This window comes from Lysobacter sp. Root76 (genome assembly GCF_001428685.1).
In the GTDB taxonomy this organism is placed as follows: Bacteria; Pseudomonadota; Gammaproteobacteria; order Xanthomonadales; family Xanthomonadaceae; genus Lysobacter.
This window is the reverse complement of the sequence record NZ_LMIK01000005.1, coordinates 387,007-402,734: the sequence shown is the minus strand read 5'-3', so window position 1 is coordinate 402,734 and position 15,728 is coordinate 387,007. Positions and strand designations below refer to the sequence as shown.

Annotated in this window: 10 protein-coding genes; 4 read left to right on the top strand and 6 right to left on the bottom strand. The window is 69.9% G+C overall.

The features are described from left to right. Positions 1 to 6: 6 nt before the first annotated feature. The 4 genes from ASE10_RS09175 to ASE10_RS09160 all read right to left on the bottom strand — a co-directional run bounded on the left by ASE10_RS09175 (position 7) and on the right by ASE10_RS09160 (position 6,929). Positions 7 to 3,327: an ankyrin repeat domain-containing protein gene (locus tag ASE10_RS09175; RefSeq protein WP_056304720.1), complete on the bottom strand. Its 3,321-nt coding sequence runs from the start codon at positions 3,325 to 3,327 to the stop codon at positions 7 to 9. Continuing rightward, complete coding sequence (locus ASE10_RS09170) at positions 3,320 to 3,574, bottom strand: YcgL domain-containing protein (RefSeq protein WP_055907726.1); 255 nt, start codon at positions 3,572 to 3,574, stop codon at positions 3,320 to 3,322. The genes ASE10_RS09175 and ASE10_RS09170 overlap by 8 nt, the downstream gene beginning before the upstream one ends. 862 nt (positions 3,575 to 4,436) lie before the next feature. Then, positions 4,437 to 5,444 (bottom strand): cytochrome d ubiquinol oxidase subunit II, encoded by a 1,008-nt coding sequence (cydB, locus tag ASE10_RS09165; protein ID WP_055907723.1) that lies wholly within the window; start codon positions 5,442 to 5,444, stop codon positions 4,437 to 4,439. 72 nt (positions 5,445 to 5,516) lie between these two features. Beyond that, positions 5,517 to 6,929 (bottom strand): cytochrome ubiquinol oxidase subunit I, encoded by a 1,413-nt coding sequence (locus ASE10_RS09160; protein WP_055907720.1) that lies wholly within the window; start codon positions 6,927 to 6,929, stop codon positions 5,517 to 5,519. Positions 6,930 to 7,104: 175 nt separating this feature from the next. On the opposite strand from ASE10_RS09160, the gene ASE10_RS09155 reads away from it, so the two are divergent. The 3 genes from ASE10_RS09155 to hemF all read left to right on the top strand — a co-directional run bounded on the left by ASE10_RS09155 (position 7,105) and on the right by hemF (position 11,374). Then, complete coding sequence (locus ASE10_RS09155; RefSeq protein ID WP_055907716.1) at positions 7,105 to 9,498, top strand: S9 family peptidase; 2,394 nt, start codon at positions 7,105 to 7,107, stop codon at positions 9,496 to 9,498. A 192-nt stretch (positions 9,499 to 9,690) separates the two neighbouring features. After that, positions 9,691 to 10,374, top strand: coding sequence for a hypothetical protein (locus tag ASE10_RS09150; RefSeq protein WP_157480817.1), 684 nt, complete (start codon positions 9,691 to 9,693; stop codon positions 10,372 to 10,374). 85 nt (positions 10,375 to 10,459) lie between these two features. Continuing rightward, on the top strand, positions 10,460 to 11,374 hold the full coding sequence (hemF, locus tag ASE10_RS09145) for an oxygen-dependent coproporphyrinogen oxidase (protein ID WP_055907710.1): 915 nt from the start codon (positions 10,460 to 10,462) through the stop codon (positions 11,372 to 11,374). Between the two features lie 180 nt (positions 11,375 to 11,554). On the opposite strand, the gene ASE10_RS09140 is transcribed toward hemF, so the two are convergent. Together ASE10_RS09140 and polA are read right to left on the bottom strand one after the other, a co-directional pair. Further along, the gene (locus ASE10_RS09140) at positions 11,555 to 12,037 is read right to left on the bottom strand and encodes a YetF domain-containing protein (RefSeq protein ID WP_055907707.1); all 483 of its coding nucleotides are present in this window, start codon (positions 12,035 to 12,037) and stop codon (positions 11,555 to 11,557) included. Between the two features lie 504 nt (positions 12,038 to 12,541). Beyond that, complete coding sequence (gene polA, locus ASE10_RS09135; RefSeq protein ID WP_056304719.1) at positions 12,542 to 15,310, bottom strand: DNA polymerase I; 2,769 nt, start codon at positions 15,308 to 15,310, stop codon at positions 12,542 to 12,544. Between the two features lie 113 nt (positions 15,311 to 15,423). Here polA and ASE10_RS09130 point away from each other — a divergent pair, with 113 nt between their 5' ends. After that, a complete protein-coding gene (locus ASE10_RS09130; protein ID WP_055907701.1) occupies positions 15,424 to 15,723 on the top strand; it encodes a DUF2782 domain-containing protein in 300 nt (99 codons plus the stop codon). Positions 15,724 to 15,728 lie beyond the last annotated feature (5 nt).

Here is a 15,728-nt window from a genome sequence, read left to right as displayed (position 1 = left end):
GGCGACTCAACGCTCGCGCAGGAAACGCGCCATCGACACGCCGTTGCCCGGCGTCGGCGGGGCGAACTCGGCGGCGATATCGACGAAGCCGCGCATCACCGCGATCTCGCGCGGGGTGCGGTTGAGGGCGTCGCGCAGGTCCGGATCGGCGCCCGCGCGCAGCAGACGCTGGACCACCCGCAGCAGGCCGTGCAACGCCGCCAGGTGCAGCGGGCCGAAGCCGCGCGGGTCCTGGGCGTCGAGCGCGGCGTCGTGGTCGAGCAGCAGGTCCAGGCCGGCGACCAGCACTTCCTCGTCGGCGGCGGTACCGGGCTCGGCGCGCGCGCCCAGCAGCAGCAACAGCGGAGTGGCGCCGGCGGCGGACTGATCGGCGTCGACGCCGGCCAGCAGCAGGGTGTCGAACAGGGCCACCAGGCGGCTGCGCTCGCGCGCGGTGAAGCCGTACATGGACGCGCAATGCAGGGCCATGCGGCCCTGCGCGTCCTGGGCGTGGACGTCGGCGCCGGCCGCAAGCAGGCGTGCGGCGAGGTCGGTCAGGCCCAGCGCGCAGGCGACCATCAGCACGGTCAGGCCGCCGGGCAGGCGCTGTTCCAGCGAGGCGCCGGAGGCGACCAGGCGGTCGACGATTTCGCCGTGGCGCATACTGACCGCGGCCGACAAGGGCGTCGCGCCGGAATGCGCGGGCAGCTGCGGATCGGCGCCGCGCGCCAGCAGCAGATCGACCACGGCGCGATGGCCGCCGCCGGCCGCGCGCAGCAGCGCGCTGCAGCCCTGGCGGTCGAGCGCATCCACCGGCAGACCGAGATCGAGCAGGCGGCGCACCGCGTCGGCGTCGCCGACGATCGCCGCGGCCGGCACGTCGTAGGCCTGCAGCGGGCGCTTGGGCAGCGGCCAGCCGCGCCAGTCCAGCCAGTCGGCGAGGTCGCGGCGGCCGGTCGACAGCGCCACGCCGAGCGGGCTCTGGCCGTCGGCGGCGAGCAGGTCGGGCGATGCGCCCTGCGCGACCAGGCGCTTGAGCATGGTCTCGCGGCCGAGCGCGGCGGCCAGGTGCAGCGCGCTCATGCCGTGGCTGTCGCGGGTGTCCAGGGCGACGCCGATCTCGACCAGGCGATCGACCAGGCGGGTCCAGCCCAGGCGCACGGCCAGCGCCAGCGGCGGGTCGCCGTTGCGCGAATGCGCGAACGGGTCGGCGCCGCGTTCGATCAGGTCCAGGGCGAACTGTTCCAGGCCGCGCGCGGCCTGCTCGGCGCTGGCGCAGGCGGCCAGGAAGCGCGCCAGGCCGCCGGCACCGGCGGGCGAAACGCCGCGCCGCAGCAGCGCCTGCAACGCCGGGACCGCGGCCGGACCGCGCGCCAGCAGCGCGAACATCGGAGTGTCGCCGTGCGCGTCGCGGGCTTCGGCGTCGGCGCCCTGCGCCAGCAGCCAGGCGATGCGTTCGGGCGACGGCGCATTGTCTTCGTCGTGCAGCTGGGCGCCCAGTTCGGCCGGCGTCAGCAGCTTGGCCAGGCCGCCCAGGTCGGCGGCGCGGCCTTCGCGCAGGCCGTCGCGCAGCAGGCTGGCGGGCATGCGGTCGGGCAGCGGCGCGTCGCCGGCCTCGTCGTCGCTGACCGCGGCCGGCAGCGGATAGGCGCGGTCGAGCGCGGCCACCAGCGACCAGCGCCCGGCCTCGGCGGCGCGATCCACCGCGCGCTTGCCGATCGCGTCGCGCTGTTCGGGGTCCACGCCCAGATCGAGCAGGCGCTGCACCAGCGCCGGGGTCGCGTTGTCGGCCATGCAGGCCAGCGCCAGCGCGTTGCGGCCGTCGGCGTCGGTCATCGCCGCTTCGGCGACGCCGCCGCGCGGCAGGTGTTCGAGCAGGCGCTCGAGCACGCCCAGGCGCGCGCCGCGCGCGGCTTCCAGCAGGGGCGTGCGGCTGCGCGCGTCGATCGCATTGGGATCGGCGCCGGCGGCGAGCAGCACGCTGACGATGTCCAGATGACCGGCGTAGGCGGCTTCGTGCAGGGCGCTGCGGCCGTGGCCGTCGCGCGCGTCGATCTTGGCCTTCTGCTTGAGCAGCAGGCTGACGCCGGCCGGATCGTCCTCTTCGGTACCGGCCGCGGCCAGCAGCACCGGCTGGCCGCCGGCGGGTTCCGGACGCGCGCCGCGTTCGAGCAGGAACTTGGCCAGGCGCCAATTGCCGCCGGCGCAGGCCACGCCCAGCGGCGACTGGCCGTCGCGATTGAGCGGGTCGAGTTCGGCCTGGGCGTCGCGCAGCAGCGCGGCCACGCCGGGGTCGGAACTGCGCGCGGCGTGGTGCAGCGGGGTATTGCCGTCGCCGTCGGCCAGGCGCGGATCGGCGCCGTTGGCGAGCAGGGTCATGACCGCGTCCGGACGGCCGTGCCAGCTGTCGCGGGTCGCGGCCAGCAGCGGGGTCATGCCCGCGGTGGCGGCATTGAGGTCGACGCCGTGCGCGATCAGCGCGCGCAGCAGGCGCAGGTCGGGCAGCACCGCCGCCAGCACCGCCAGACTGCGCTGGTCGCGCTCGTCCGCGGGCGGCGCGGCGTTGACGTCGGCGCCCAGTTCGATCAGTTCCAGCGCGCGCTCGACCCGGCCGCCGCGCGCCGCCGCATACAGCGCCGGCTCCAGCGGCTCGCCACTGAGCAGCGGCGCCTGGGCGGCGTCCAGCGGCTCTTCGTCGACGGCGAAATCCAGCCCCGGCAGCGGGTCGGCCGGCTCGATCCGCTGCAGCAGCCAGTGCAGCAGCGGCGAGCCCAGCGCCAGCGCGACCGCCGACGCCCAGCGCCCGCCCTCGGACAACAAACCCGGCCAGGCCAGCGCGATCACCGCGGCGGCCAGCGCGGCGACTATCGCGGCCGCGCCCAGTCCGCGCCAGGCGCCGAGCTCCAATTCGCCCAGGGCCTGCCAGTACTCGCGCAGGCCGCCGCCGTCGCGCTCCAGTTCATGCCACAGCGGCCACACCCGCCACAGGCCCAACAGGGCGACACCGGCGACCGCGCTCAGCCCCAGCGCCGCCATCAGCGAGCCGGTCTGCAGCAGCGACGACAAGGGCCAGGCCACCACCAGCGCCAGCGCGGCCACGCCCGCGGCCCACAGCAGCGCCACCGAACCGGCGTCGTGCAGCCAGGCCGCGGCGCGCGGCTGATCGGCGCCATCGCGCCAGAACCGCACCGCCAGCGCATAGGCCGGCTGCGCCAGGGTGCCGGCGACCGCGGCGACCACGCCGCCGAACCCGCTCAGCAGCGCCAACGCGAGCCCCGCCGCCGCAGTCGCGGCCAGGCGCAGCCGGGCGTGCTTGGGCTCGGACCAGGGACGACGGCGCTCAGGCATCGGACCGCACTTCGTCGTGCCGCGGCGGGAACTGGATATGGAAACCGCGCGCCGCCAGGTTCTCGCGCACCACCGCGGTATCGCCGCGGGCCAGCTGGCGTTCCGGCGTCAGCGCCACTTCGAGCACGAACTGCAGCGCCCCCAGCTGGGTGCGCAGCGGTTCGGGCAGACGCTCGAAATCGTCGCGCACGGCCAGGAAGACGTAGGTTTCGTCCTTGCGGAGGCTCTTGTAGACGTAGGTTTGCATGCGCTGGACGGCTCGGCTCCCGGTCGGATTTTCGGTGCGGATTTATGTGACACACAGCATACCTGCCCATCCGCGTCACGCGAACTCTGACGTTCAGCGTCAGGCGCGGGGCGGGCTGGTAGCGGGGGCGCTGAAGCCGGGGCCGGAGTGGCGGGTGACCGGGGTCCCTGGCGTGGCGCTCCGGAGGGGCCGCCGCCGCCTTCCAGGCCGTCCCGGCAGCCGCCAGTTGTCGCCTCGCCATCCGGTTGCGATTGCCGTTGCCGTTGCCGCTGCCGTTGCCGTTGCCGTTGCCGTTGCCGTTGCCGTTGCCGCGGCATTGAAATCCAATGCCCGCACTCGCCCAGCCCCACCCAGACCCGAAGGGCGGCGCGCAGGACGCGCGCCGTTTTTCGAGGAACAGGATGTTCCTTCGAAAGGCAAGCCCTTCTCTTTGGTTACTTTCTCTTGGGCTAGCAAGAGAAAGTGACCCGCACGCGCAGCGGGCGGAAGCTGTTGCTTAAGAACGAAACCACGCAGCAAACGGAATTCGAAATCGCGGCTTACGCCGCTCCCACAGAAGGCAGAAAGCGAAAGCCGATTCGCATCGAAACTCACACAGCAACTGGAGGTTGCGGTCGCGGCTCACGCCGCTCCTACCCCAAAGCGAGTGGCAAGAGAACGTGACCCGCATGCGCAGCGGGCGGAAGCTGTTGCTTAAGAACGAAACCAGCGCAGCAAACGGAATTCGCGATCGCGGCTTACGCCGCTTCCACAGAAAGCAGAAAGCGGAGCCGATCCGCATCGAAACTCACGCGGCAGCCGGAGTCGTGGTCGCGGCTCACGCCGCTCCTACCCCAAGGCGGGTGGCAAGAGGCCGCCAGCCTCAGTGATACCCCGCATCCGCCGCAATCTTCCCCTTGAACACGCTATACGACCAATACGTGTAGCCCAGGATCGCCGGCAGCAACACCACCAGTCCCGCCAGCACGAACCCCTGCGACGAAGGCGGCGACGCCGCGTCCCAGATCGTCAGCCCCGGCGGCACGATGTTCGGCCAGATGCCCAGCACCAGCCCCGCGAATCCGAGCATGAAGAAGCACAGCGTCAGCACGAACGGCGCCAGGTCGCGGCCCTCGCGCATCGCCGCGCGCCACAGCGCGAACGCATTGACCAGCACCAGCAACGGCACCGGCGACAGCCACAGGAAGTTGGCCCCGTCGAACCAGCGCGCCATGATCCGCGAGTCCAGGAACGGCAGCCATGCGCTGACCAGCCCCATGAACACGACCACCACCAGCACCAGCGGCCGGGTCAGGGTGCGCGCGATCTGCTGCATGCGGCCCTCGGTCTTCAGGATCAGCCAGGTCGAGCCCAGCAGCGCGTAGCCGAACACCACCGCCGCGCCGGTCAGCATCGAGAACGGACTGAACCAGCCGAACACGCCGCCGACGTATTTGCCGCCCTGCAGCGGCATGCCCTCGACCAGCGCGCCCAGGATCACGCCCTGCGCGAACGCGCACAGCAGCGAGCCCAGCGCGAACGCCGCGCCCCAGGCCGGCTTGGCGCGATGCGCCTTGAAGCGGAACTCGAACGCGACGCCGCGGAACACCAGCGCGATCAGCATCAACAGCACCGGCAGGTACAGGGCCGACAACACGACCGCATAGGCCTTGGGGAACGCCGCCAGCAAACCGGCACCGCCCAGCACCAGCCAGGTTTCGTTGCCGTCCCAGATCGGCGCGGCGGTGTTCATCATGTGATCGAGCTGGCCCTCGTCCTCGGCGAACGGCGCCAGGATGCCCAGGCCGAGCACGAAGCCGTCCAGCAGCACGTACATCAGCACGCCGAAGCCGATCACGCCGAACCATACGATTGGCAGCCAGTATTCCATCGTCCACCACCTTCTGTGTCGCTCCCGCAGCGGCGGGACTGTCGTGCATGCGCGCGGGCCGCGCGCAAGCGATCACGCCTTGCTGTCGGCCGGCTCGTCCGGCACCGACAGCGGCCGCGCCGGCGTCTTGTCGCCCAGGCCCGGACGCGGCGCCGGCTCGTGCGGCTGCGGGCCCTTGCGGATCAGCTTGAGCAGATAACCGACGCCCGCACCGAACACGGTCAGGTACACCACCGCGAACACGATCAGCGACGTCATCACGCTCGCGGCGTCGATCGCGCTGACCGCATCGGCGGTGCGCAGCAGGCCGTAGACCACGTAGGGCTGGCGACCGATCTCGACCACGTACCAGCCGGCCAGGATCGCGACGAAGCCGCTCAGCGTCATCGCGCGCCAACCGTTCAGGACCCAGCGCCCGAAGCCGCGGCCTTCGTACAACTGCTTGCGCTTCCACGCCCACAGCGAAGCCAGTACCAGCGACAGCATCGTCACGCCCAGGCCGATCATCACCCGGAACGCGTAGAACACCGGTTTCACCGGCGGGCGATCTTCCGGCGGCACCGACTTCAGCGGTTGGACCTCGCCGTCCAGCGTGTGGGTCAGGATGATGCTGCCCAGCTTCGGGATCGCGACTTCGTAATCGTTGCGCTCGGCCTTCTCGTTGGGCACCGCGAACAGCACCAGCGGCACGCCCTCGCCCTTGGGCTTGGCCTCCCAATGCGCTTCCATCGCCGCGACCTTGATCGGCTGATGCTCGCGTGCGTTGAGGCCGTGCAGATCGCCGACGAACACCTGGGTCGGCACCGTGATCGCGGCGAAGATCACCGCCGCCTTGAGCATCCGCCGCGCCGCGTCGACGTGCACGCCGCGACGCAGATAACCCGCGCTGACGCCGCCGATCACGAAGCAGGTGGTGATGAACGCCGCCAGCACCATGTGCGCCAGGCGATACGGGAACGAGGGATTGAAGACGATCGCCCACCAGCTATCGGGTTCGAACACGCCTTCGACGATCTTGTAGCCGGCCGGCGTCTGCATCCAGCTGTTGGCCGAGATGATCCAGAACGTCGAGATCAAGGTGCCCAGCGCGACCATGCAGGTCGCGAGGAAATGCATCTTCTCTTCGACCCGGTTCCAGCCGAACAGCATCACGCCCAGGAAGGTCGCTTCCAGGAAGAACGCGGTCAGCACTTCGTAGGACAGCAGCGGACCGAGGATGTTGCCGGCCTGTTCGCTCAGCACGGCCCAGTTGGTGCCGAACTGGAAGCTCATGACGATGCCGGACACCACGCCCATGCCGAAGGACACGGCGAAGACCTTGGTCCAGAAGAAGAACAGGTCGCGCCAGACGGTGTCGCGCGTGCGCAGCCAGCGCCATTCCAGGAAGGCCAGCCAACTCGCCAAGCCGATGGTGAAGGCCGGGAACAGGATGTGGAACGAGATCACGAACCCGAACTGGATACGCGACAGCATCAATGCATCCACGTCACGACTCCTGTCATGTCCCGCGATTCCAACGGGACTTCAGATGCGCAGGAACATTGTGCGCCGCGTCATCAGGCCCGGTAAAGCACCGTGACGCATGGCCCAATCGCGCAAACTATTGAGGCTGCTACCCTGCGTCAATTTGCCCACCCTAGACTTCCAACCAGGTCCGCCGATGCGCCTAGTTCCGAACGCTCTGACCCTGTCGCTGGCCGCGCTGTTTCTTATGGCCCCCAGCGCCCACGCCCAAACCCCGATCACGCTCGCCCAGACCATGGCCGACCCCGACTGGATCGGCCCGCCGGTGGAACAGGCGTGGTGGGCCTGGGACGGCCAGCGCGTGCAGTACCAACTCAAGCGCGAAGGCGCGACCGTGCGCGACATCTGGCAACAGGGCACCGGCGCCAATGCGGTGGCGGCGAAGATCGACGGCGCCGCGCGCGCCGATCTGGATGCCGCGCAGCCGGTTTACGACGCCCAGCGCACGCGCATGGCCTATGTGCGCAACGGCGATGTGTTCGTGCGCGACCTGCGCAGCGGCGCGCTCACCCAGGTCACGCGCAGCAACGACAACGAATCGCGTCCGCAGTGGAGCCGCGACGGGAACCTGGTGTTCCGCGTCGACAACAACTGGTACCAGTGGCGCGCCGGCCAGGGCGTGAGCCAGGCCGCGCAGCTCAAGGCCGAGAACGATCCGGCCAAGCCGCCGAAGGCCGACGATCTGCGCGATCGCCAGCTCGCGACCATCCGCACGCTCAAGGACGACCGCGCCAGGCGCGATGCCGCACGCGAGCAGGACGAGGCCTGGCGCCGCGCCGACGGCAGCCGCGCGCCGGCGCCGATCTACCTGGGCAGCGATGTCGAGATTTCCGACAGCGCGCTTTCGCCCGACGGTCGCTGGATGCTCGCCGTCACCCAGGCCAAGGGCGCCGACGCCGGCCAGGTCGGCAAGATGCCCAAGTACGTGACCGAATCGGGTTACGAAGAATTCGAGGAAGTGCGCACCCGCGTCGGCCGCGGCGCGCCGCTGCCGCAGAAGCTGTGGCTGATCGACATCGCCGGCGGCAAGGTCACCGAACTCAAGTACGACCGCCTGCCCGGCATCGCCGACGACCCGCTCGCGGCGATGCGCCAGGCCGCGAAGAAGGACCCGCTCAAGGGCGGTCGCGCGGTGCGGATCGAAACCGACGGCGACGGCAGCGGTCCTGCGATCCGTTGGAGCGACGACGGCCGCCAGGCCGCGGTGCTGGTGCGCGCGGTCGACAACAAGGACCGCTGGCTGACCACGGTCGACCTGGCCCAGGCCACGCTGGTGGTGCGCAACCGCAGCAGCGACCCGGCCTGGGTCGGCTGGAACACCACCGACTTCGGCTGGCTGCCGGCTTCCGGCAATGCCGGGCCGGCGCTGTGGTGGCTGTCCGAGCAGAGCGGTTACGCCCACCTGTACCTGAGCGAAGGCAACGGCGCGGCGCGTGCGCTGACCTCGGGCCGTTGGGAAGTGTCCTCGCCGCAGGTTAGCGCCGACGGCCGCGGCTTCTACTTCGCCTGCAACCGCAAATGGCCGGGCGACTACGAAGTCTGCGCGGTCGACCGCAACGGCGGCGCGGTGCGCGAAGTCACCGCGCTCGACGGCGTCGAAGACTTCACGCTATCGCCCGACGGCAAGCGCCTGCTGCTGCGTTATTCCTCCAGCTACATGCCGGCGCAGCTGGCGGTGATCGGCACCGACGGCGAAGGCCTGAGCAAGCTCACCGACACCCGTACGCCGGAGTTCAAGCAGCGCGAATGGATCCAGCCCGAGTTCGTGCAGGTGCCGTCCAAGCACGGCGCCGGCACGATCTGGGGCAAGTTCTACGGCCCGAAGAACTACGAACCCGGCAAGAAATACCCGATCGTGATGTTCGTGCACGGCGCCGGTTACCTGCAGAACGTCACCGCGCGCTACCCGAACTACTTCCGCGAGCAGATGTTCCACAACCTGCTGGTGCAGCAGGGCTACGTGGTGCTGGACCTGGACTACCGCGCCAGCGCCGGCCTGGGCCGCGACTGGCGCACCGCGATCTATCGCCAGATGGGCCATCCGGAACTCGAGGACTACCTGGACGGCCGCGACTGGCTGATCGCGCAGAAGCAGGGCGACGGCGACCGCGCCGGCATCTACGGCGGCTCCTACGGCGGCTTCATGACCTTCATGGCGCTGTTCCGCGAGCCCGGCAAGTTCAAAGCCGGCGCCGCGCTGCGCCCGGTCACCGACTGGTCGCAGTACAACCACGAGTACACCTCCAACATCCTCAACACGCCGGAGCTGGACCCGGAGGCGTACAAGAAGTCCTCGCCGATCGAATACGCCGACGGCCTGCAGGACCACCTGCTGATCGCCCACGGCATGATCGACGACAACGTGTTCTTCAAGGACTCGGTGATGCTGTCGCAGCGTCTGATCGAGCTGCGCAAGGACAAGTGGGAACTCGCGCCGTATCCGATGGAGCGCCACAGCTTCACCCATCCGGACAGCTGGTACGACGAGTACCGGCGCATCTACGAGCTGTTCGAGCGCAACTTGAAGTAAGCCCGTGCGAATCGGGGTGCGCGGCGATGCCGCGCGCCCCGCCGGCCGGTGGGGCAGCCCGGCGCTCGCACATGCGGTGGCTCGATCTGACCGCCTGCGCACGCACGCTGCCGCAGGCGGACGACGCCGGTCCGCGCTGGTCGCGCACGATCATCGCGGTGCTAGCATCGCCGCACCCAGGAGGGAATCGCCTTGCAGTCCATCCGTCGCTGTGCCGCGCTCGCCGCTTTGTTGATCGTCTCTTCCCTGGCCGCCGCGCAGGACCGGCCCGCTGCGAAGCCCGGCTACCAGGAGCAGGTCGCGCTGCGCACCTTCACCACCTCGCTGATGCGCGAGGCCATCATCGCCGAGTGCCGGGCCCAGGGGTATGCCGGCATCGACCGGCTGCAGGCCGCCTACGCGCAGTGGCGCGCGCCGCGTGAGGTCACCATCGCCACCGGCCAGGTCGCCGCGCTGACCCGCTATCCGGAGCTGGGCGGCAATGCCGCCGCGCAGCGCAGCAACTTCCGCCGCCAGTTCGACAAGAACCTGAAGCCGGGCATCGAGGCCGACCCCGGCGAGGCCTGCTCGGCCGCGCTGTCGACCTTCGCCAGCGGCCTGCCGATTCCGTTCAGCGGCGACACCCGGACCTCGCAGGAACTGCGCTTCGACATCTACAAGCAGGCCATCGTCGCCGGCAGCGCGGCCAATGGCTGTCCTGAGTTCGACACCATCGAGAGCAGCGTGCTGGAAGCCTCCAAGACCGGCACCGGCGCCACCGAGCGCTGGCTGCTCAAGGGCTGCGACACGCAGATCGCGCTGACGGTGAAGCACCAGCCCGCGGCGAACGGCGGCTCGGACTTCGTGATCTCGGTGGCGCCCGCCGCCCAGCCCTGAGCGGCACCGGCCCAGAGCCGCACCGGCTCTGGCGGTTCGCCGAGCGGTGCCGGGCCGGCGCGCCCGGCCCGGTAGAATGCGCGCCATGAGCGATTTCGACCGCGTACGCGACTATCTCACCGGCCTGCAGGACCGCATCTGCGCCGCCATCGAACAGGCCGACGGCGACGCCCGTTTCGCCGAGGACCTGTGGCAGCGCGCCGAAGGCGGCGGCGGGCGGACCCGCATCCTGCGCGGCGGGCGCGTGTTCGAACAGGCCGGGGTCGGCTTCTCCGACGTCTCGGGCACAAAGCTGCCGCCGTCGGCGACCGCGGCGCGGCCGGAACTCGCCGGCGCGTCCTGGCGCGCGGTCGGCGTGTCGCTGGTGTTCCATCCGAACAATCCCTACCTGCCGACCACCCACGCCAACGTGCGCCACTTCCATGCGGTCCGCGACGGCCAGACGGTGGCCTGGTGGTTCGGCGGCGGCTTCGACCTGACCCCGTTCTACCCTTTCGACGAAGACGTGCGGCACTGGCACCGCACCGCGCGCGAGCTGTGCGAACCGTTCGGCGGTGCCGAGCGCTACGCCGCGCATAAGCGTTGGTGCGACGAGTACTTCTTCCTCAAGCACCGCAACGAAACCCGTGGCGTCGGCGGCCTGTTCTTCGACGACCTGCACGGCGATTTCGAACGCGACTTCGCCTACCAGCGCGCAGTCGGCGACGGTTTCCTCGACGCCTACCTGCCGCTGGTCGAACGCCGCCGCGACACGCCCTACGGCGAGCGCGAGCGCCAGTTCCAGCTGTACCGGCGCGGCCGCTACGTCGAATTCAATCTGGTGCTGGACCGCGGCACCCTGTTCGGCCTGCAGTCGGGCGGGCGCACCGAGTCGATCCTGATGAGCCTGCCGCCGCTGGTGCGCTGGGAATACGGCTACGTGCCGGAAGCCGGCAGCGACGAGGCCAGGCTGGCCGAGTATCTGGTGCCGCGGGATTGGCTGGGCGAAGCGGCGGTCTAGGACCGGCCGCGGCTTTCGCAGCACGCGCGGTTTCGCGATCGCGGCTTACGCCGCTCCCACAGGAAGCGAGGCTTCGGCGCGGCGGCTCACGCCGCTGCGCCTGCTGGAAGCGCGGCCTTGGGGTAGGAGCGGCGTAAGCCGCGACCGCGTCGCGCCGCCCACGACGCCATCACGAATGCGCTAGACCCGATCGCCCCTGCGCAGAATCGTGATGTGGCCGTTGGTCTCGAGCGTCGCCAGACCGATATGGTCGACCTCGGCGCAATCGTTCTCGCGCATCGCCTTGTGGAAATCGGCGCGGCTGACCAGTTCGCGCCTCAGTACTTCGCGATAGACATGGCCGTCGCGCGCCAGCACCACCGGCACGCCTTCGAACAGGCGCTCGGCGCGGTCGCTGCGCGAACTCACGTAGCCCACTCCCCAGTTCAAGGCGATCAGGGTCGCGGCCAGGATCAGGCCGCCGCCGACCGTGGTGTCGGTGCCCAGCAACGCGTTCTGCACCGCGTTGCCCAGCAGCACGACCAGCAGCATGTCGAACGAGGTGAACTGCCCCATCGAACGCTTGCCCGATACGCGGATCATCACCAGCAACACGAAATACACGACGCAGGCGCGCAGCAGGTAATGCCACCACGGCATCGACAGGTCGAAGGCGTCGGACATGGGCACGGACTCCTGCGGCGGGGATGGCTGCGATTGTGGCCGAGCGGCGGGCAGCGCGGGTGTGGATCCAGTGCGCAGGTACGGCGAGCCCGGCCGCGATCGGGCCGTGCCTGAGCCCGACCGCCGCCGACGCGACGGCAGGGCGCGGCATTCCGCCGCTCGGATCCCGCAGGCCGAGGGAACGAGACAGCCCGATTTAGTCGCACAGAATCTCGCCCCGAAGGTGTGCGCTGCGGCGGCGCCGGCGCGAGACTTTCTGCGGCGCAAATAAAAAGCCCCGCAGGCAGGGGGGGCCGGCGGGGCTGGTGGAGCGGGACCTGGGGAGGGGCCTTCGCTCCGGGATCACTCCAGGGGAGGGAGAGATCAGCGACAGACGTTGCATCTGTCGCGACCTATATGACCACTCCGCACATGGATAGTTCGTGAAGATGGAAGTTAATAATTTGTTGGATTCAGGACCGATTCATTCTGCCAAACGCAGCAACGACGGGCTTTTCCGGATTATTAATGCGCTTCGTCCCAATTATCACCGACCCCGCTGTCGACGACGAGCGGCACCCTCAGTTCGGCCGCCCCGGACATCATCGCCCCGGCCTGGGCGACCAGGGTGTCGACGAAGCCGGCCCGGACCTCGAACACCAGTTCGTCGTGGACCTGCAGGATCATCCGGGCCTGTCCGCCCTGCCCGGCCAGCCAGGCGTCGATGGTGATCATGGCCCGCTTGATGATGTCGGCCGCGGTGCCCTGCATCGGCGCGTTGATCGCGGCGCGCTCGGCGCCCGCGCGCAGGCCCTGGTTGGAGGCCTTGATGTTCTCCAGGTACAGGCGGCGGCCGAACACGGTCTCGACGTAGCCCTTCTCGCGCGCGTCCTGGCGGGTGCGCTCCATGAAGTCGCGCACGCCCGGGTAGCGGCTGAAGTAGAGCGCGATGTAGTCCTGCGCTTCGCCGCGGCCGATGCCGAGCTGGCGCGCCAGGCCGAAGGCGCTCATGCCGTACATCAGGCCGAAGTTGATCGCCTTGGCGGCGCGGCGTTCGTTGCCGCTGACCTCGTCCATGGCCTTGCCGAACACTTCCGCCGCGGTCGCGCGGTGGATGTCGGCGCCGGACGCGAACGCGCGCAGCAGGCCCTCGTCCTCGGACAGGTGGGCCATGATCCGCAACTCGATCTGCGAATAGTCGCAGGCGACCAGCTTGCAGCCCTCGGGCGCGATGAAGGCGCGGCGGATGCGGCGGCCGTCTTCGGTGCGGATCGGGATGTTCTGCAGGTTGGGATCGCTGGACGCCAGGCGTCCGGTCGCGGCGCCGGCCTGGTGGTAGCTGGTGTGGACGCGGCCGGTGTCGGGATTGACGATCTCCGACAGCTTGTCGGTGTAGGTGCTGCGCAGTTTCGTCAGGCCGCGGTATTCCAGGATCACCCGCGGCAGCTCGTGCTGGTCGGCGATCGCCTCCAGCGCTTCTTCGTTGGTGCTGGGCTGGCCGGTCGGGGTCTTGATCAGCGCCGGCAGCTTGAGTTCGTCGAACAGCAGGGCCTGCAACTGCTTGGGCGAATCCAGATTGAAGGTACGCCCGGCCAGTTCGGTGGCCTTCTGCTGCGCCGCGAGCATGCGCTTGCCCAGGTCCTGCGATTGCCGGCGCAGCTCGTCGGCGTCGATCATCACGCCGTTGGCCTCGATCCGTTCCAGCACCGGCACCAGCGGGATCTCGATCTCGCGGTAGACGCGCTCCAGGGCCGGCTCGGCGGCGAGCTTGGCGCCCAGCACCCGGTGCAGGCGCAGGGTCACGTCGGCGTCCTCGGCGGCGTAGCGGGTGGCGTCGTCCAGCGCGACTTGCGAGAACGAGATCGCCTTGGCGCCCTTGCCGGTCACGTCGGAGTACTTGATGGTGTCGTAGCCGAGATAGCGCTTGGCCAGCGAATCCATGTCGTGGCGGCTGGCGGTGGCGTTGTAGACGAAGCTCTCCAGCATGGTGTCGTCGGCGTAACCGGCGACGTCGATACCGTGACGGCGCAGCACGTGCAGATCGTACTTGCCGTGCTGGCCGAGCTTGCGCCGGGCCGGGTCGGCGAACACCGGACGCAGCGCGTCGCGCACCGTATCCAGCGCCAGCTGCGCGGGCACACCGGGGTAGTCGTGGCCGACCGGGAGGTAATACGCACGTTCGGGCTCGACCGCGAAACTCAAGCCGACCAGGCGCGCGCGCATCGGGTCCAGCGAATCGGTCTCGCAGTCGAAGGCGAACTCGGCGGCGGCCTGCAGCTTCGCGACCAAGGCGTGCAGCTGGGCCGGCTCGACGATGGTTTCGTACTCGCCCTTGGCCGCGAGCGCCGCGTCGGGCGCCTCCGCCGACGCCGACGAGCGCGCGTGGCCGGCCGCGGTCGCGCGCAGCCCGGCGCGGTCGGCCGCGAGTTCATTCTCGGCGCTGCCGGCGCCGCCTTCGAGTTCGCGCAGCGCCTGCTTGAAGCCGTAACGCGCGTACAGCCGGCGCAGGTCCTCGGCGTGGCGTTCGCGCAGCGCCAGGTCGGTCGGGCCGCGCTCCAGGGCGACATCGGTCTTGATCGTCGCCAGCTGGCGGTTCAAGGGCAGCCGCTGCAGCGCCGCGCGCAGGTTGTCGCCGATCTTGCCCTTGACCTGGTCGGCATGCGCGATCACGCCATCGAGGCTGTCGTACTCGGCCAGCCATTTGGCCGCGGTCTTGGGGCCGCACTTCTCGACGCCGGGGATGTTGTCGACGCTGTCGCCCATCAGCGACAGCAGGTCGATCACCTGGTTCGGGCGCACGCCGAACTTGGCGAACACGCTTTCGTCCGAATCCATGCGGCTGCCGCTCATGGTGTTGACCAGGGCCACGCCCGGGCGCACCAGCTGGGCGAAGTCCTTGTCGCCGGTGGAGATGGTCACGTCGATCCCCGTGCCAGCGGCCTGCAGCGCCAGGGTGCCGATCACGTCGTCGGCCTCGACCCCGTCGATGCGCAGGATCGGAATGCCCAGGGCCTCGACGATCTCGCACATCGGCAGCACCTGCGAACGCAGGTCGTCGGGCATCGGCGGGCGATTGGCCTTGTACTGCGGGTCGAGGTCGTCGCGGAAGGTCTTGCCGGGGGCGTCGACCACGAATGCGACGTAGTCCGGGCGTTCGTTCAAGGTCGAGCGCAGCATGTTGACCACGCCGAACAAAGCGCCGGTGGGCTCGCCGGCCTCGTTCATCAGCGGCGGCAGGGCATGGAAGGCACGGTAGAGGTAGCTGGAACCATCGATCAGGACGAGTCTTTTCATGCCGGCGATTCTACGCCCGCCGGTCGCGTGCGCCGCGACCGGAGCGTGACACCGATGCGGCCGCTTCACGGCCCCCGGAGGTATGCTGGCGGCCTGGATTCCGGAGAACCGCCATGCGCACCCTCACCGCATCGCTCGCCCTGCTGCTGCTCGCTCCGCTGGCCGGCTGCGCCACGATGGGCGGCGGCGACCCCACCGCCGACCTGAGCAACCCCGAGATCACGCGCCGCTCGACCCAGGGCGGCGACAGCGTCGAGGAATACCGCGTGGCCGGCCAGCTGCGGGTGGTCAAGATCACGCCCCAGCGCGGCCCGGTCTACTACCTGGTCGACAGCGACGGCGACGGCACCCTGGACAGCAGCAAGGGCGAAGGCCCGATCTCGCCGGTGCAGTACAAGCTCTTCAGTTGGTAAGGCAC

Excerpts from the sequence above, each read along its gene's own strand:
- ASE10_RS09175 (WP_056304720.1), bottom strand. The coding sequence starts at position 3,327 with ATGCCTGAGCGCCGTCGTCCCTGGTCCGAGCCCAAGCACGCCCGGCTG.
- ASE10_RS09170 (WP_055907726.1), bottom strand. The coding sequence starts at position 3,574 with ATGCAAACCTACGTCTACAAGAGCCTCCGCAAGGACGAAACCTACGTC.
- cydB (WP_055907723.1), bottom strand. The coding sequence starts at position 5,444 with ATGGAATACTGGCTGCCAATCGTATGGTTCGGCGTGATCGGCTTCGGC.
- ASE10_RS09155 (WP_055907716.1), top strand. The coding sequence starts at position 7,105 with ATGCGCCTAGTTCCGAACGCTCTGACCCTGTCGCTGGCCGCGCTGTTT.
- hemF (WP_055907710.1), top strand. The coding sequence starts at position 10,460 with ATGAGCGATTTCGACCGCGTACGCGACTATCTCACCGGCCTGCAGGAC.
- ASE10_RS09140 (WP_055907707.1), bottom strand. The coding sequence starts at position 12,037 with ATGTCCGACGCCTTCGACCTGTCGATGCCGTGGTGGCATTACCTGCTG.
- polA (WP_056304719.1), bottom strand. The coding sequence starts at position 15,310 with ATGAAAAGACTCGTCCTGATCGATGGTTCCAGCTACCTCTACCGTGCC.
- ASE10_RS09130 (WP_055907701.1), top strand. The coding sequence starts at position 15,424 with ATGCGCACCCTCACCGCATCGCTCGCCCTGCTGCTGCTCGCTCCGCTG.